15 protein-coding genes, 2 pseudogenes and 1 riboswitch are annotated in these 15768 nt (G+C 64.3%); of the genes and pseudogenes, 11 read left to right on the top strand and 6 right to left on the bottom strand.

Annotated elements, in window-relative coordinates; all coding sequences use genetic code 11:
- Nucleotides 1–98: 98 nt before the first annotated feature.
- From ACGLHT_RS19880 to ACGLHT_RS19870, 3 genes are all read right to left on the bottom strand, one after another.
- On the bottom strand, nt 99–986 hold the full coding sequence (locus ACGLHT_RS19880) for a pirin family protein (protein WP_025339299.1): 888 nt from the start codon (nt 984–986) through the stop codon (nt 99–101).
- A gap of 96 nt (nt 987–1082) precedes the next feature.
- Nucleotides 1083–1955 (bottom strand): alpha/beta fold hydrolase, encoded by an 873-nt coding sequence (locus ACGLHT_RS19875; RefSeq protein ID WP_274120582.1) that lies wholly within the window; start codon nt 1953–1955, stop codon nt 1083–1085.
- 21 nt (nt 1956–1976) lie between these two features.
- Nucleotides 1977–2606 carry a LysE family translocator gene (locus ACGLHT_RS19870; protein ID WP_025339302.1) on the bottom strand — a complete coding sequence of 210 codons (630 nt, stop codon included), beginning with the start codon at nt 2604–2606 and terminating at the stop codon, nt 1977–1979.
- Nucleotides 2607–2731: 125 nt separating this feature from the next.
- On the opposite strand from ACGLHT_RS19870, the gene ACGLHT_RS19865 reads away from it, so the two are divergent.
- The 8 genes from ACGLHT_RS19865 to ACGLHT_RS19830 all read left to right on the top strand — a co-directional run bounded on the left by ACGLHT_RS19865 (nt 2732) and on the right by ACGLHT_RS19830 (nt 10434).
- A complete protein-coding gene (locus ACGLHT_RS19865; RefSeq protein ID WP_137164098.1) occupies nt 2732–3211 on the top strand; it encodes a GNAT family N-acetyltransferase in 480 nt (159 codons plus the stop codon).
- Between the two features lie 410 nt (nt 3212–3621).
- Nucleotides 3622–3846: riboswitch (cobalamin riboswitch) on the top strand.
- Between the two features lie 92 nt (nt 3847–3938).
- Nucleotides 3939–4127: a CbtB domain-containing protein gene (locus ACGLHT_RS19860; protein ID WP_025339304.1), complete on the top strand. Its 189-nt coding sequence runs from the start codon at nt 3939–3941 to the stop codon at nt 4125–4127.
- Between the two features lie 9 nt (nt 4128–4136).
- A complete protein-coding gene (locus ACGLHT_RS19855) occupies nt 4137–4823 on the top strand; it encodes a CbtA family protein (RefSeq protein ID WP_075045338.1) in 687 nt (228 codons plus the stop codon).
- The gene (locus ACGLHT_RS19850; protein ID WP_274120584.1) at nt 4823–5209 is read left to right on the top strand and encodes a cobalamin biosynthesis protein; all 387 of its coding nucleotides are present in this window, start codon (nt 4823–4825) and stop codon (nt 5207–5209) included. Before ACGLHT_RS19855 ends, ACGLHT_RS19850 begins: the two co-directional genes overlap by 1 nt.
- Before the next feature lie 31 nt (nt 5210–5240).
- Entirely contained in the window at nt 5241–5993 is a 753-nt protein-coding gene (gene cobM / locus ACGLHT_RS19845; RefSeq protein ID WP_025339307.1) for a precorrin-4 C(11)-methyltransferase, read from the top strand.
- A gap of 66 nt (nt 5994–6059) precedes the next feature.
- Nucleotides 6060–6302 (top strand): DUF1272 domain-containing protein, encoded by a 243-nt coding sequence (locus ACGLHT_RS19840; RefSeq protein ID WP_137164101.1) that lies wholly within the window; start codon nt 6060–6062, stop codon nt 6300–6302.
- A 231-nt stretch (nt 6303–6533) separates the two neighbouring features.
- A complete protein-coding gene (locus tag ACGLHT_RS19835; protein ID WP_274120585.1) occupies nt 6534–7148 on the top strand; it encodes a response regulator transcription factor in 615 nt (204 codons plus the stop codon).
- Nucleotides 7149–7161: 13 nt separating this feature from the next.
- Nucleotides 7162–10434, top strand: coding sequence for a transporter substrate-binding domain-containing protein (locus tag ACGLHT_RS19830; protein WP_274120599.1), 3273 nt, complete (start codon nt 7162–7164; stop codon nt 10432–10434).
- Here ACGLHT_RS19830 and ACGLHT_RS19825 read toward each other — a convergent pair.
- The 3 genes and pseudogenes from ACGLHT_RS19825 to ACGLHT_RS19815 all read right to left on the bottom strand — a co-directional run.
- Nucleotides 10409–10834, bottom strand: a pseudogene (locus ACGLHT_RS19825) (methyl-accepting chemotaxis protein); the annotation flags it as partial. The gene ACGLHT_RS19830 and the pseudogene ACGLHT_RS19825 sit on opposite strands and share 26 nt — an antisense overlap.
- A 111-nt stretch (nt 10835–10945) precedes the next feature.
- Nucleotides 10946–11629 (bottom strand): annotated as a pseudogene (locus tag ACGLHT_RS19820) (PAS domain-containing protein); the annotation flags it as partial.
- Nucleotides 11630–12056: 427 nt separating this feature from the next.
- A complete protein-coding gene (locus tag ACGLHT_RS19815; protein WP_025339312.1) occupies nt 12057–13076 on the bottom strand; it encodes a LacI family DNA-binding transcriptional regulator in 1020 nt (339 codons plus the stop codon).
- A 206-nt stretch (nt 13077–13282) separates the two neighbouring features.
- On the opposite strand from ACGLHT_RS19815, the gene ACGLHT_RS19810 reads away from it, so the two are divergent.
- The 3 genes from ACGLHT_RS19810 to ACGLHT_RS19800 all read left to right on the top strand — a co-directional run bounded on the left by ACGLHT_RS19810 (nt 13283) and on the right by ACGLHT_RS19800 (nt 15664).
- Entirely contained in the window at nt 13283–13822 is a 540-nt protein-coding gene (locus ACGLHT_RS19810) for a gluconokinase (protein ID WP_085664749.1), read from the top strand.
- 111 nt (nt 13823–13933) lie between these two features.
- On the top strand, nt 13934–15286 hold the full coding sequence (locus ACGLHT_RS19805; protein ID WP_015270532.1) for a GntP family permease: 1353 nt from the start codon (nt 13934–13936) through the stop codon (nt 15284–15286).
- A gap of 84 nt (nt 15287–15370) precedes the next feature.
- The gene (locus ACGLHT_RS19800) at nt 15371–15664 is read left to right on the top strand and encodes a hypothetical protein (protein ID WP_013972806.1); all 294 of its coding nucleotides are present in this window, start codon (nt 15371–15373) and stop codon (nt 15662–15664) included.
- The last annotated feature ends 104 nt before the right edge of the window (nt 15665–15768 follow it).

Raw genomic sequence — 15768 nt, 5'->3', positions numbered from 1 at the left:
ACACAAGGCCGCTCCTACAGGGGGTCGTGCTTCCCTGTAGGAGCGGCCTTGTGTCGCGATAGGGCTGCAAACGCAGCCCCAGCTTTTTCAGGCAAGGATCAATGCGCCGCACCGTCCCGTGCATCCTGCATCTGCCCGAACCGCCCGGCATGGAAGTCGTCGAACGACTCGGCAATTTCTGCCTGGCTGTTCATCACGAACGGGCCATAGCCCACGATCGGCTCGTCGATCGGTTCACCGCTGAGCAGCAGCAGGCTGGCACCTTCCAGCGCTTCGACGGCAACATCCTCACCACCGCGGTCAAGCAGCACCAGGCTGGATGGGCCGGCTTCGCGCTCGCCGTTGATCCGCACATTGCCGCGCAACACCACCAGCGCCGCATTGCGGCCGGCGGCAACCGGCAGCTGCAAGGTTGCACCGGCATTCAGGCGCATGTCCCAGACATCCATGGCGGTAAAGGTTCGCGCCGGCCCCGAATGCCCACGATATTCACCTGCAATCACCCGCAGGCTACCGCCCTCGCCGTCCAGCGCCACCACCGGGATGTCCTCGGCCAGCAGCGTCTGGTAGCCAGCCGCTGCGCGCTTGTCCCGTGCCGGCAGGTTGACCCACAGCTGTACCATCTCCAGCGTACCGCCAGTGCGGGCGAAGCCTGGGGAGTGGAACTCTTCATGGATGATGCCGTTGGCAGCAGTCATCCACTGCACGTCACCGGGGCCGATCAAGCCGCCAGCACCGGTAGAGTCGCGGTGCTCCAGTTCGCCCTGGTAAACGATGGTCACGGTCTCGAAACCGCGGTGCGGGTGCTGGCCAACGCCGCGCCGCGCACTGGTCGGGGTAAAGTCATGAGGGCCGGCATAGTCCAGCAGCAGGAACGGGCTGATCTTGCTGGCCAGGTTGTCGTAGGTGAACAGGCTGCGCACCGGGAAACCATCACCTACCCAGTGGGCGTGGGGGCTGCGGTGAATACCCAGAATCGTTTTCATGAGAAGGCTCCTCTCTTGGTTGAGATAACCTTATCAATGATGCCAATCAGGCGGTAGCAGGCTTGTTTGGCATTCATCGTTCCACTCATGGAACAGTCAGCCTTGCAAGAAATCCAGCACCTGTTCGGCAGCAATGACCGGGTCTTCCTGCATGAAACAATGCCCACCCGCAACCTGCCTGGCGGTCACCTGAGGGTTGAGCGCCGCCAGGCGGCTAACCGAATGGGGCACGAAGGGGTAGGTGTGCTCGCCGTACAGCACCCGCGTGGGCGTGCGGATCGCCGTCAGGCTTGCCCACATGCGCTTGGGGAAGGAACTGAAGATTTCCACTTCGCGGCTGGGCCGGCACTTGAGCACCACCGTTTCGCCACAGTCGCCGATGGCATGCTCGACGTAGGCCCGCAGCGCCGCATCGGTCCACCCCTTAAAGATACCCCGCCCATGCAGCGACGCCAGGGCTGCCTCGCGGTCGGGCCAGTGGCTGCGACGGCTGGCGGCCTTGCGCGCCAGGGCGTGACGCTGGTGCAAGCCGACCAGGGCTGCCACCCCCATCACACCCAGCATGCGCCGGCTGAACAGTACCGGGTCAAGCAGCACGGCACGGGTGAACAGCTGCGGTTCACTGGCCAGGATCAGGCCGGTGAGCACGCCACCGAAGCTGTGCCCGACGGCAAAGCGCGGTACGTCGCCATACTCGCCCCGCCCGGCGGCGAAAGCCTCCACCGCCAGCGCAGCGGTGCGGTTCCAGCCACGAAAAACCCCGCCATGGTCACTGTCACCATGGCCCTGGACATCGCTGAGCCACAGGTCGAAATGTTCGCCCAGGCGCATCAGCAATGGCTGGTAGGCAAGGCAGCAGAAGCCGTTGCCGTGCAGAAAATGCAGCAGCGGCTTGCCACTGGCCGGGGTTCGCCAGCCACGCAGGGTGAAGCCTTCGGCGCATTCGTGGGACCAGGGGATCAACTGCATCGGCTTGCTGTACTCGCGGGGTCAGGAAAACGCCGATTCTACAAACAGCAGCGGGTACAGTGAAATCACCAGCAACAAGGCCATCAGGACATTGAACAGCATCAGCCAGCGTGGGTTCTGCAACAGGTTGCGCAGGGCGCTGCCGAACATCACCCACACCCCCACGCTGGGCAGGTTGACCAGGGCAAACAAGGCGGCAATGACAATGACGTTGGTCACATAGCCTTGCGCCGGCGTGTAGGTGGTGATTGCACCGACTGCCATCACCCAGGCCTTGGGATTGACCCACTGGAATGCCGCCGCCCCCCAGAAGCCCAGCGGTTTGCGGGCACTGGATGAGGCTGTGCCGACCGGCCCGGAGGTGGCGATCTTCCAGGCGAGGTAAAGCAGGTAGGCGGCGCCGGTGTAGCGCAGTACCGTGTACAGCGGCGGCCAGGCCTTGAACACCTCGCCCAGGCCCAGGCCAACGGCCAGCACCATTACCATGAAACCGACGCTGATCCCCATGGCGTGGGGGATGGAGCGGCGCACACCGAAGTTGACGCCCGAGGCCAGCAGCATGGTGTTGTTGGGGCCAGGAGTGATGGAGGACACGAAGGCAAACAGCACGAAGGCGGTGAGCAGATCGGCAGAGGCAAGCATGGCAGGCATTCCACATTTTTTATGGGTGCTGTCACACTAACGGAGTCGCCCTCCTCTGCGACCGATACAGTTTCACTAAATTGTGTAGATACACATCGCTGTACTGCTACCACCAGACCAAGGAAGCCGTCACCATGAGCCTTACCATTCGCCCTGCCGTTCGCGCCGATGCCGAGCAGATCCTGGCCTTCATCACCGAACTGGCCGAGTACGAACGCGCTCGCCACGAGGTGATCGCGAGCGTTGCCGATATCGAGCACAGCCTTTTTGACGAGGGCAGCACCGTGCACAGCCTGATTTGCGAGCGCGATGGCCGGGCAATCGGCTTTGCCGTGTATTTCTACAGCTACTCGACCTGGCTCGGGCGCAACGGCATCTACCTGGAAGACCTGTACATAACGCCCGAGCAGCGTGGCGACGGTGCCGGGCGGCAATTGCTGCGGCATATTGCCCGCGAAGCGGTGGCGAATGATTGCGGGCGGCTGGAATGGAGCGTGCTGGACTGGAACGAGCCGGCGATCGGCTTCTATCAGAAGCTGGGGGCCGAAGCACAGGATGAGTGGGTGCGCTACCGGCTGGATGGGGAGAAGCTGGCGGCGTTTGCCCGGGGCTGACCAGGTGAATGCTCACGGCATAGACCACTACAGGCCGAATCGGCTTGCATGAGGGCTTGAGTGCGCATGCCTTGAGCTTTTCAGCGCCTGTGAGATCGAGCGCCGCCCGCGCGGCGCTTCGCGGCACAAGGCCGCTCCTACATCTGTTTCCGGCCAATTACTCCTGTGCCAGGTGGGTTGCAGCCTTGGTGCTTGGCTGAAGATTGATGAGGAGCAGTCGTGCGCCCCTCGATATCGAATGGAACAAACAAGACGGACAGAGGTGAACTCACAGGAGTAACTGGCCGGAAACAGATGTAGGAGCGGCCTTGTGCCGCGAAGCGCCGCGCGGGCGGCGCTCGATCTCCCAGGCACTGCAAAACCAAAGCCCTACCATCAGGGCAATTGACGGCAGCCCCGCCCCATGGTCTCCTTATGCCTCGCGTTCAGGTGCCCCCGATGGGGGTGAAACGGGAAACCGGTGCGTCACAGGCCCTCCAGCAGGGCCGGACAAGGCCGGTGCTGCCCCCGCAACGGTAAGCGAGCGAAGCGTCTGTACCACTGTGCCCGATCACCCGGCATGGGAAGGTGACGCCTTCCAGGAGCCTGGCTCCTCCTCGCAAGCCCGGAGACCGGCCTGGCGTTCATGAACACCCCGCGGTGGGCGGGCGCTGTTGCATTCCCCTGGGCTGCCACGCTCGGGGCTGCCGCGCTTGCCCGTTGCCCACAAAAAGCAGAGGAACGCGTCATGCCCGTCACCAGCGCCAAGCAACACAGCATCACCACCCCCGTCACCCTCAGCCAGCGTGTCGTCATCGCCGTCGGCGCCAGCCTGCTGGGCCTGTGCCTGGTGTATTTCGCCGGCTTCTCGCACATCGAAGCCGTGCACAACGCCGCCCACGACACCCGCCACAGCGCCGCCTTCCCCTGCCACTGAGTACGCCCGATGATCACACGCATTGCCCGTACCGCGGGCTTCAGCGGGTTGCTGGCGGCCTTGCTGCTGACCTTGCTGCAAAGCTTCTGGGTCGCCCCGCTGATTCTCGAGGCAGAAACCTACGAATCCTCAGCTCCGGTCGCCCAGCACGAGCATGCTGGCGAAGTGGCCGCACATGAACACAGTGCCGAAGCCTGGTCGCCGGAAGACGGCTGGCAGCGGGTGCTGTCCACCACCGGCGGCAACTTGGTGGTCGCAGTCGGCTTCGCCCTGATCCTCACCGCCCTGTACAGCCTGCGCGAACCCAAGCGTGCCGGCACCGGCGCACTGTGGGGCCTGGCCGGCTTCGCCGTGTTCTGCCTGGCCCCGACCCTGGGCCTGCCGCCGGAACTGCCAGGTACTGCAGCCGCCGACCTGGGACAACGTCAGGCCTGGTGGATCGGCACCGCCAGCGCCACCGCGCTGGGCCTTGCCCTGCTGGTTTTCGCCCGCCACTGGTTGCTGAAGGCGCTGGGCGCCGTGCTGCTGGTCATTCCCCACGTGATCGGTGCGCCGCAACCCGAGGTGCACGAGAGCCTGGCCCCCGCCGCACTGGAAACCCAGTTCAAAGTGGCCTCCTGGCTGACCAACGCCGCCTTCTGGCTGGCCCTGGGCCTGCTCAGCGCCTGGCTGTTCCGGCGCTCCAGCCAAGCCTGATGCCTGCCTTTTACGCCGGCTTCGGCTGCCGCCGGGGTTGCCCGGCGGATACGCTGGAAACCTTGCTACGCCAGGCCCTGGCCAACCAGGGCCTGGCGTTGGCCGACCTGCACGGTATCGCCAGCATCAGCCTGAAGGCCGACGAACCCGGCTTGCAGCAACTGGCCGAACGCCTCGGCGTGCCCTTGGTGTTGTACGATACCGCGCAGTTGCAACCCTACGAACACCAGCTCAGCCACCGCTCCGCTGCTGCCCATGCCCACTGCGGCTGCTGGGGCGTGGCAGAGAGCGCGGCACTGGCCCAGGCCAGCCAGCGGCTCGGCACAGCCAGGTTGCTGCTGAGGCGCCAGGTACTGGGCCCGGCTACCCTCGCCTTGGCCTATTGAACGTTTCCCCTCTTTCCTGCAAGGACTTTCCATGACGGTCTACTTCATCGGCGCCGGCCCCGGCGACCCGGAACTGATCACAATCAAGGGCCAACGGCTGATCCGCCAGTGCCCGGTGATCATCTATGCCGGCTCGCTGGTACCGGCCGCCGTGCTCGAGGGCCACCAGGCCGAGACCGTGATCAACAGCGCCGAACTGCACCTGGAACAGATCATTGCCGCCATGCGCAGTGCGCATGAGCAAGGCCTGGATGTGGCCCGGGTACACAGTGGCGATCCCAGCCTGTACGGCGCCATCGGCGAGCAGATCCGCCATCTGCAGGCGCTGGGCATCGATTACCAGATCATCCCCGGGGTCACCGCCACGGCGGCCAGCGCCGCCCTGCTCGGCTGCGAACTGACCCTGCCCCAGGTAGCACAGACCGTTATCCTTACCCGTTATGGCGACAGTTCGCCGATGCCGCCCGGCGAGCAACTTGGCGACCTGGCGCGCCATGGCAGCACCCTGGCGATCCACCTGGGGGTCAAGCACCTGTCGCGTATCGTCGAAGAACTGCTGCCGCACTACGGCACGCACTGCCCGGTGGCGGTGGTGCATCGCGCCACCTGGCCGGACCAGGACTGGGTGCGCGGCACCCTCGGCGATATCGTCGAACGCGTCGCGGCCAAGGGCTTCCGGCGCACGGCGCTGATCCTGGTGGGTCATGTGCTGGGCGACACACCGTTTGCCGAATCGGCCTTGTACCGGGCCGGGCACGCCCACCTGTATCGCCCTGGCGATTGAGCATTGCCAGGCTCGCCACGGGCGTAGCAGACTCCGGTTTCCCGCCTGCAAACAGGAATCATGCCCATGCTGGACCTACGCCCAAACTGCGAGTGCTGCGATACCGACCTGCCCGGTGACAGCCCCGATGCGCTGATCTGCTCCTTCGAATGCACCTTCTGCCGCACCTGCGCCGAAACCCGTTTCCAGGGCCGCTGCCCGAACTGCACCGGCCAGTTGGTGGCACGCCCGACACGGGTCGGCCAGGCGCTGGCCAACAACCCCGCCTCGACCCAGCGCGTGAGCAAAGCACATTCCGCCTGCGCGTGAGCTACTTCAAAACATAAAAAAAGACAGACATCGCCGCTTTGCAAGGGTAATGTCTTTCCTATTTTTTGTAGGACTTTTCAACAACAAGTGCGGAGACTTTCAACACTTCTATACTCGGCATTACCAAATTTCGGGAATGGTCGTATCGTGCAGCGCTTCCGATAACCCTACTTGCAGACGTATTCCTGAGTGATCCAGGAAGCGGACCACATCCTGACAGGAGTTTTCTTCATGACTACCGTGCTCATCGTCGACGACCACCCCATAGTGCGACTGTCCTTGAAAATGTTGCTCAACCGCGAGCGCTTTGAGGTCGTCGGCGAAGTTGGCGATGGCAGTGAAGTCACTCAGTTGGTCCGCAAACTGCGCCCGAACGTGGTCATCCTTGACATCGGGCTTCCGGGCCTGGACGGCATGGAAGTCATCAAGCGCCTCCAAAGCCTGGAACCGGCCCCCAAGATCATGGTACTGACCGGCCAGGCCACCGACCTGTATGTACGGCGCTGCCTGGATGCCGGCATCGGAGCCTTCGTCACCAAGGACGAGGACCACGAGGCCTTGCTGTTCGCTCTGAAGGCCTTGGTCAAGGGCTACTCGACCTTCCCGCAGATGTCGGTCAACAGCAACTCGCTGGAAAGCGAGCCTATGCGCTTGGCGAGCCTTTCCAACCGGGAAATGGAAGTGCTGAGGCGCCTGTCACGCGGCGAGAACAACAAGAATATCGGCACCTGCATGAACCTCAGTGCCAAGACCATCAGCACCTACCGGGGCCGCATCATGGAAAAGCTCAAGACAGAATCGCTGGTTGAGATGGTCGACCTGGCCAAACGCAACAACGTCTACTGAGCGCTCGGTGGCAATGCAGCGCCTGCTGGCAAGCGCCCTTCTGGTCATCGGCCTGGCCAGTTCCGGCGCGCTGCTGGCCAACAGCGAACCCCGCCAGTTGCTGGCACGCTCGGTCAGCGCCGCCGCCCCGCTCGCGCTGTCCAGCGAAGAGCGGCAATGGCTCCAGCAACGCCAGCACCTGGTGCTTGGCAGTTCGCGGCCCGACTACCCACCGCTGGAAATCAATGTCAGCCAGCGCGACTATGAAGGCCTCAGCGCCGATTACGCAGGCATCATCGCTGAACAGCTGGGCACCACCATCGAAGTACGGCGCTACGACAGCCGCCACGAAGCCATCGCTGCGCTACGCGACGGCCGTATCGACCTGCTGGGCAGCTCCAACGCCTTCGAGGCAGCGGATGCCCAGCTCAGCCTCAGCGCGAGCTACGCCGACGACCTGCCGGTCATCGTCACCCGCGAGGGGCACAGCCTGAAGAACACCCCCGACCTCGCCGGCCTGCGCCTGGCCATGGTCGATCATTACCTGCCGGCCAGCAGCGTTCGCAGCCTGTACCCCAAGGCGCAACTGAGCCTGTATCGCTCGACGCTGGCCGGGCTGGCCGCCGTCGAACTGGGCGAGGCCGACGCCTACCTGGGAGATGCCATCAGTACCGACTTCGCGATTGGCAAGAGTTACCAGGGCACACTGAAGATCGACCACTTCTGCCAGGTCGCCCCCGGGGCGTTTGCCTTTGCCCTGGCCAATGACAACCCGCGCCTGCGCCAGTTGGTCGACAAGGCACTGGCGCGCATCAGCGAAAGCGAACGCCTGAACATCCTGCGCCGCTGGAGCAGTGGCAACACCAGCCTGTTGCTGCAACGCCACCTCACCGCCCTGACCACCGAAGAAGAAGCCTGGATCAGCGCAAACCCCAGCATCAGCGTGCTGGTCAACACATCGCTGGCACCACTGACCTTCAACGACGCCCAGCACCGCCCCAGCGGCATTACCCTCGACCTGCTCAAGCAGATCTCGCTGCGCACGGGGCTGCATTTCAAGCCGGTCGAAAGCCCGTCGGCGCAGGCAATGGTCGAGCGCCTGGCGCGCGGCGATGCGCAGATGATCGGCGCATTGGGCTATAGCGCAGACCGTTCGAAACAACTGCGCTATACCCGCCCCTACCTGGTCAGCCCGCGGGTGCTGGTCACCCGCAGCGACAATGCATTACCGGCGCAGACCATGGCGCTGGACGGCCAGCGCATCGCCCTGGTGCGCGGCTCGCCGCAACGGGCCGTGCTGCAACAACGCTACCCGCAGGCCAGGATGGTCGAAGTGGACAACCCGCTCGGCCTGATGGAAGCCGTGGCCAACGGTGCCGCCGACGTCGCCTTGAGCAGCCATATCAATGCCGCCTACTACATCAGCCATGTGTTCAAGGACCGCCTGCGCATTGCCAGCGTGCTCGACGACGACCCGGCCATCGCCGCCTTCGCCGTGGCCGCCGACCAGCCGCAGTTGCAGGCAATCCTCGACAAGGCGCTGCTGAGCATTCCACCCGAAGAGCTGGACCAATTGATCAACCGCTGGCGCACCAACACCCTGGTCAGTGACAGCCCTTGGCGCGACTACCGCACCCTGGCCTTGCAGGTGCTGGTGCTGTCGGCCTTGCTGCTGGCCGGGGTGGTGTTCTGGAACAGCTACCTGCGCAAGCTGATCAACCAGCGCACCGAGGCCCAGCATGCCCTGCAAGCGCAGTTGGCGCTCAGCCGCGGCCTGCTCGAGCAGCTGCGCCAGGCCAAGGACGACGCCGAACAGGCCAGCCAGACCAAAAGCACCTTCCTGGCCACCATGAGCCATGAAATCCGTACCCCGATGAATGCCGTGATCGGCCTGCTGGAGCTGGCCCTGGAAGACAGCCGCGGCGGCCGTTGCGACACCCAGACCTTGCAGACCGCCTACGATTCGGCCATCGGCCTGCTTGAGCTGATTGGCGATATTCTCGACATTTCCCGCATCGAATCCGGGCACATCACCCTGCAGCCGGTGCCCACCAACCTGGTCGAACTGGTACGCGCCACCGTGCGGGTGTTCGAAGGCAATGCACGGGCCAAAGGCCTGCACTTGCACAGCGAGCTGCCCGCTGCGCCGGTCTGGGTACTGGCTGATCCGCTGCGCCTCAAGCAGGTCTTGTCCAATCTGATCAGCAACGCCATCAAGTTCACCGACCGCGGCGAAGTCCAGGCCAGCCTGCTGCTGCACTCGCCCAGCGACGCTGACATCTTGGCAGTGGAACTGAATGTGCGAGACACCGGCATCGGCATCAGCCCTGCCGACCAGGCCCGGCTGTTCAACGCCTTCGTCCAGGCCGACGGCCCACGGGCACGCCAGGGCGCCGGCCTGGGACTGGTCATCAGCCGCACCCTGGCCGAGTTGATGGGCGGCACCTTGAGCCTGCAGAGCGTCGAAGGCGTAGGTACCAAGGTGCAGGTCTGCGTGCGGCTGCCCGCGTGCGCAGCACCGGTACAGGTCGAACAGCACGCCCCGGAGCTGGAAAGCAGCAGCGGCCCGCTGAACATACTGGTGGTCGACGACTACCCCGCCAACCTGCTGCTGCTGGAGCGGCAGTTGCATACCCTGGGGCATCGGGTGACGCTGGCGGAGAACGGGGAAATCGCGCTGGCACGCTGGCAGGCAGCGCGCTTCGACCTGGTGATCACCGACTGCAGCATGCCGGTCATGGACGGCCACGAACTGACCCGCCGCATCCGCAGCCTCGAGGGCGAACGCGGCCTGGCGGCATGCCGCATTCTCGGCGTCACCGCCAACGCCCAGGCCGAGGAGCGTGCCCGCTGCCTGGCCAGCGGCATGGACGAATGCCTGTTCAAACCCATTGGCCTGCGTACGCTCAAGGCCCACCTGCCCCACGCTCACCCCCGGCAACAGCCGCCAGCGCGGCGCGCCAGCGGGTTCAACCTTGGCGAACTGCGGCACCTGACCCAGGACGACGAACAACTGACGCGGAATCTGCTGGAACAGCTGGCGCAAAGCGTCAGCGAAGACCTTGCGACCTTGCGCGCACTGGCAGCAGATGCCCCCGGCGAGGCTGTGCGCGCCCTGGCTCACCGGATCAAGGGCGGGGCGAAGATGCTCAAGGTACGCACGCTGGTCCACGATTGCGAAGCCATCGAACAGGCCCAAGGCCAAGGCCTGCAGACGACTGACCTGCGCCTGCAATTGCAAGCCAGCCTGGAGACCCTGCTGGACGAGCTGGGCGATGCGCTCAATGCAATTGCAGCGTCGAACTGATCTGGCTGATGGCGTTTACCACGTGCCGTGAACCCTGCTGGATTTCCATGATCACCGTGCCGGCCTCGTTGGCCAGCGCCACGCCATGACCGGTACGCTTCAGGCTCGACTGCATGCTGGCCACGGCCAACAGCGACAGGTCGTGGTTCTGCCGCACCACGTCAACGATTTCCAGGGTGGCCTTGCTGGTTCGCGCCGCCAGGTTGCGCACCTCGTCGGCCACCACGGCAAAACCGCGCCCGTGCTCGCCGGCGCGGGCCGCCTCGATGGCCGCGTTCAAAGCCAGCAGGTTGGTCTGGTCGGCAATGCCACGGATGGTCAGCACGATCTGCCCGATCACATCCGACTGTTTGCTTACCGCATCGATGCTGCGGGCCGCGTCGTTGAGTTCATGGGAAATCTGCTCGATCACCTGTACCGCCTGCTGTACCACCTCGGTGCCCTTGCGCGCGCAGGCATCAGTCTGTACCGAACTGGCATGGGCAGCATCGGCAGCGCTTTGCTGGGTGCTGACCTGATGGGTGATGTCGCTGGCGAACTTCACCACCTTGTACAAGCGGCCCTTGCTGTCGAAGATCGGGTTGTAGGACGCCTCCAGGTAGACCGTCTGGCCATGTTTGTCGACGCGTTCGAAACGGTGCGAATGGTATTCGCCGCGGTTGAGCGAAGCCCAGAACTCGCGGTACTCGGCCGATTCGCGCTCATGCGCCAGGCAGAACAGCCCGTGATGGCGACCGACCACCTCGTCCAGGCGATAGCCCATGGTGTCGAGGAAGTTCTGGTTGGCCTTGATCACCCGGCCTTGCGGGGTAAATTCGATCACCGCCATGGAGCGGCCGATGGCCTTGAGCAGGCTTTCGCTCTCGTGCTCCTCCATCACCCGCTGGCTGATGTCGGATGCCACCTTGATCACGCTGGTGACCTGGCGCTGCTCGTCCAGCACCGGCATGTAGCTGGCTTCCAGCCAGACTTCGCGGCCGGCCTTGTCGATGCGCTCGAAGGTACCGCTGATGGCCTTGCCCTGCCCCAGTTCACGCCACAGTTGCTGGTATTCGGCGCTTTTCGCGTAGCCAGGGTCGCAGAACAGCCGGTGATGCTTGCCGCGCAACTCCTCGGCGCTGTAGCCCATGGCCTGGCAGAAGCGCTCATTGGCATCGAGGATCGTGCCGTCGGGGGTGAACTCGATCATTGCCATGGAGCGGCTGATCGCCGCCAGCTTGGCCTGCAAGCTGGCCAAGGCCTCATGACTGCGCTGGATCTCGACCAGATCGGACTTGCGGTGGAAATCGAACATGACGCCGGGCTCCTGTATGCGCGGTGTCCTGAGCATAGATCGCCTGGCGTAAGTCGTGGTTTTTGTGGCGCCTGTGAGATCGAGCGCCGCCCGCGCGGCGCTTCGCAGCACAAGGCTGCTCCTACATCTGTTTCGGGCCAATTATTTCTGTGAGGTTTGTGCGCGAACGCTCTGGCGCATGGCTCGATATCGCGTTGTACGAACAAGGCGGTCGCGTGCACTGGTACAGGCGTTACTGGCCTGAAACAGATGTAGGAGCAGCCTTGTGCTGCGAAGCGCCGCGCGGGCGGCGCTCGGTCTCGAAACCACCACCCCCCTCAGGACAAACTCAGGAACTCTCCCGCACCATCAACTCGAAGCCCAGGTCCTGCTGCGCATTCGGCACCCGCTTGCCATCGAGCAACGCCAGCAGCGCCTGCGCAGCACCGCGCCCCACGGCGGCCCGAGGCGTGCGAATCGAGGTCAGCCGCGGCACCATGTGCGCCGAAGCCGGCAGGTCGTTGAAACCGACCATCGCCACCTGCCGCGGCACCTCCACCCCTTGGCGCAATGCCTGCAGCACCGCGCCCTGGGCCAGGTCGTCGTTGCAGAAGAAGATACCGTCGACATCCGGCGCCTGCTGCAGCAACTGGCTGAACAACGCGCTGCCCAGGGCAATGGAAGAAGGCTCCGGCGCCAGCACTTCCAGCTCGGCCGCCTGCAAGCCAGCCTCGGCCAACGCCTGGCGGAACCCTTCGGCACGCTGCATCACCCGCGGGTCGAGCTGCGCGGCAATGAACGCCAGGCGCTTGCGCCCGCGCTCGATCAGGTGGCGGGCCGCGGCGCGCCCGGCCTGCTGCTGCGAGAAGCCGACCGACAACGCCCCAGCCTCGCCATTCAGTTCCATCATGTGCACACAGGGCACGCCACTGGCCGCCAGCATCTGCCGCGATGCCTCGCTGCGCTCGAAACCGGTCAGCAGCATGCCGCAGGGCTGGTAGGCAAGGTAGTTGCGGATCAGGTTCTCTTCTTCGGCAAGATCGTAGTGATAGTTGCCGATCAGCACCTCGAGCCCGCGCGGGCGCATGACCTCATGAATGGCTTCCAGCGTATCGATGAACAGCTGGTTGGACAGCGACGGGATCAACACCACCACCGACTGGCTGCGCGCCGACGCCAGGGCACGGGCCGCCGGGTTGGCCACGTAGCCAAGGCTCGCTGCGGCAGCAACGACCTTTTCCACCAGCTCCGGCGCAACCGTGCTGACCCCACGCAGGGCGCGCGAGGCGGTAATCGGGGAAACCCCGGAAAGCCTGGCAACTTCTGCCAGGGTGGGACGACCTGTGGTGCGGGAGCCGGTGCGGGACATGGATGTTGTAATTTTACTACTTGCAAGGAAAGGGAACGGCCACTAAGGTAGCGCTGTCTCAGGACGCAGGCAATGTAATCTTTGGTAGCAGCCACCGCGCGCTCGCCGCCAAGCGTCCATACTGCGTAAGGACAAGATCAATAACACCGGGGAGGTGGCTGTTCGTCGACGACGAGACAGCGCTATCTCACCCGCAGGAGGTACTGATGAATTCTCCCCTGTCCGCCATCGTGGTGATGGGCGTGGCCGGTTGCGGCAAAAGCTGCATCGGCGCTGCCATCGCCGCCCGAAGCGGCGGCCGCCTGATCGAAGGCGACGCTTTCCACCCTGCCGAAAACATCCGCAAGATGAGCGCTGGCATCCCCCTGGACGACAGCGATCGTGCCGGCTGGCTGGTGCGTCTTGGTCAGGAGCTGCAAGCCACGACCCAGGCCGGGGAACGTCCGATCCTGACCTGTTCGGCCCTCAAGCGCCGCTATCGCGACTCCCTGCGCGATGCCATGCCCGGGCTGGTGTTCGTGTTCCTCGAACTGTCACCCGCCGAGGCGGAAAAACGCGTGCTGGCCCGCCCCGGGCATTTCATGCCGGCGAGCCTCATCGACAGCCAGTTCGCTGCCCTCGAGGCGCCACACGGCGAACCCCTGACTATCGCGCTTGACGCCACCCAGCCCATTGAAGCGCTTGCCGAAGCGGTGGACAGCTGGCTAAAGGGCCGCGGTGAGCCGGGCCTGGCACAAACTGCCTGACCGTGGCGGCTTTCCCGGCCCACACAAGACAGCGCTACCCTGCCCCATAAGCGCAAGCAAAGTTACAAAAAAGCTACGCCAAAACAACGATAAGACCGAGGCCTTCAAACCATGTTCGGACTGGCTACTGATACCTTCCTGCTGCTCGACGCGCTGGTTACCATCGTCGGGCTGATCCTGCTGATCACCCACTTCAAAGTCCACCCCTTCGTCGCCCTGACCATCGCGGCCGGCTTCCTGGGCCTGACCTCCGGCATGCCGGTGGCCAAGGTCATGAAATCGTTCCAGGACGGTTTTGGCGGCGTGCTGGGCTTCGTCGGCATCGTGCTTGCCCTGGGCACCATGCTTGGCAAGCTGATGGCCGACTCCGGGGGGGCCGACCAGATCGCGCAAACCCTCATCCGTGCCTTCGGCAAGAAGAACGTGCACTGGGCGATGATGTTCGCCGCCTTCCTGGTGGGCATTCCGCTGTTCTTCGAAATCGGCTTCGTGCTGCTGATTCCGCTGGTGTTCATCGTCGCCCGGCGTTCCGGCGTGTCGCTGATCAAGATCGGCATTCCACTGCTGGCCGGCCTGTCGGTGGTGCACGGCCTGGTGCCCCCGCACCCGGGCCCGCTGCTGGCGATCGGCATCTTCCATGCCGACATCGGCAAGACCATCTTCTATGGCCTGATCGTGGCGCTGCCTACCGCCATCATCGCCGGCCCGCTGTTCGGTAACTTCATTTCCCGCTACATCCCGGGCACCCCGTCCCAGGAGCTGATGGACCAGATCGCCAAGGAGTCCGACCAGGGCAACCTGCCAAGCTTCACCATCACCCTGGTCACCGTGCTGCTGCCGGTGGTTCTGATGCTGCTGAAGACCTTCGCCGACGTGGTGCTGCCCGCCGAGCACATCGTGCGCCAGTGGATGGACCTGATCGGCCACCCCATCACCGCCCTGCTCGCTGCCCTGCTGCTGGCCTTCTACACCTTCGGCTCGGCCCGTGGCTTCAACCGCCAGCAGATCATGAAGATGCTTGACCAGAGCCTGGCACCGACCGCGGCGATCGTGCTGATCGTGGGTGCCGGCGGCGGCTTCAAGCAGATGCTGGTAGACACCGGCGTGGGCAACGTGATCGGGCAGATGGCCGTGCAGGCGGAGATTTCGCCGATCATGCTGGCCTGGCTGGTAGCGGCGGTAATCCGCATTGCCACCGGTTCCGCGACGGTTGCCACCATCACCGGTGCGGGCATCGTCGCACCGGTGATCGACCTGGTGCCTGGGGTCAACCGTGAGCTGCTGGTGCTGGCCACCGGCGCCGGCTCGTTGATCCTGTCCCATGTCAACGACGCCGGTTTCTGGCTGGTGAAGCAGTACTTCAACATGACCGTGGCGGAAACCTTCAAGACCTGGAGCATGATGGAGACCATCCTGTCGATCGTCGGCATCATCTTCATCATGTTGCTGTCGCTGGTGGTGTAACCGTTGATCGGGGTAATGGCACCTTGAAGCTTCGGGTAGGGCCGAACGGAAGTATCAGCCCTACCCGAAGCAAAGGAGCCTGCCATGCCCCGCTCAAGCATCCTGCTGATTGCCCTGCTCGCCGCGCCATTGGCCATCGCTGCCGGCACCGGCCCCACCTACCCCGACGACCCGCACAACCCGGCGCCCAAGCCGGGCGCGGACAGCACCCTCAACCCGATCGAAAAGCCCATGCCGCGGGACACCGACCCACGCATAAAAGGCAACGACCCGGACAGCCCGCCCGCTGAACAGAATGACAACCGGGATTTGCCGGGGATGGATGGCAGTGGCTCGGAAGGTACCGGGCGGCAGGGAGCAGCCGATAATCAGCGTTGATCAATGCGCTCAAATTCCAAAAGTTGCCGCAATCCCTGTAGGAGCGGCCTTGTGTCGCGAAAGGGCTGCAAAGCAGCCCCAGCAATTTCAACTGTTGCGCATCA

Source organism: Pseudomonas sp. PsB, assembly GCF_043658375.1.
GTDB lineage: Bacteria > Pseudomonadota > Gammaproteobacteria > Pseudomonadales > Pseudomonadaceae > Aquipseudomonas > Aquipseudomonas putida_Z.
This window is presented reverse-complemented; position numbering and strand designations above follow the sequence as displayed.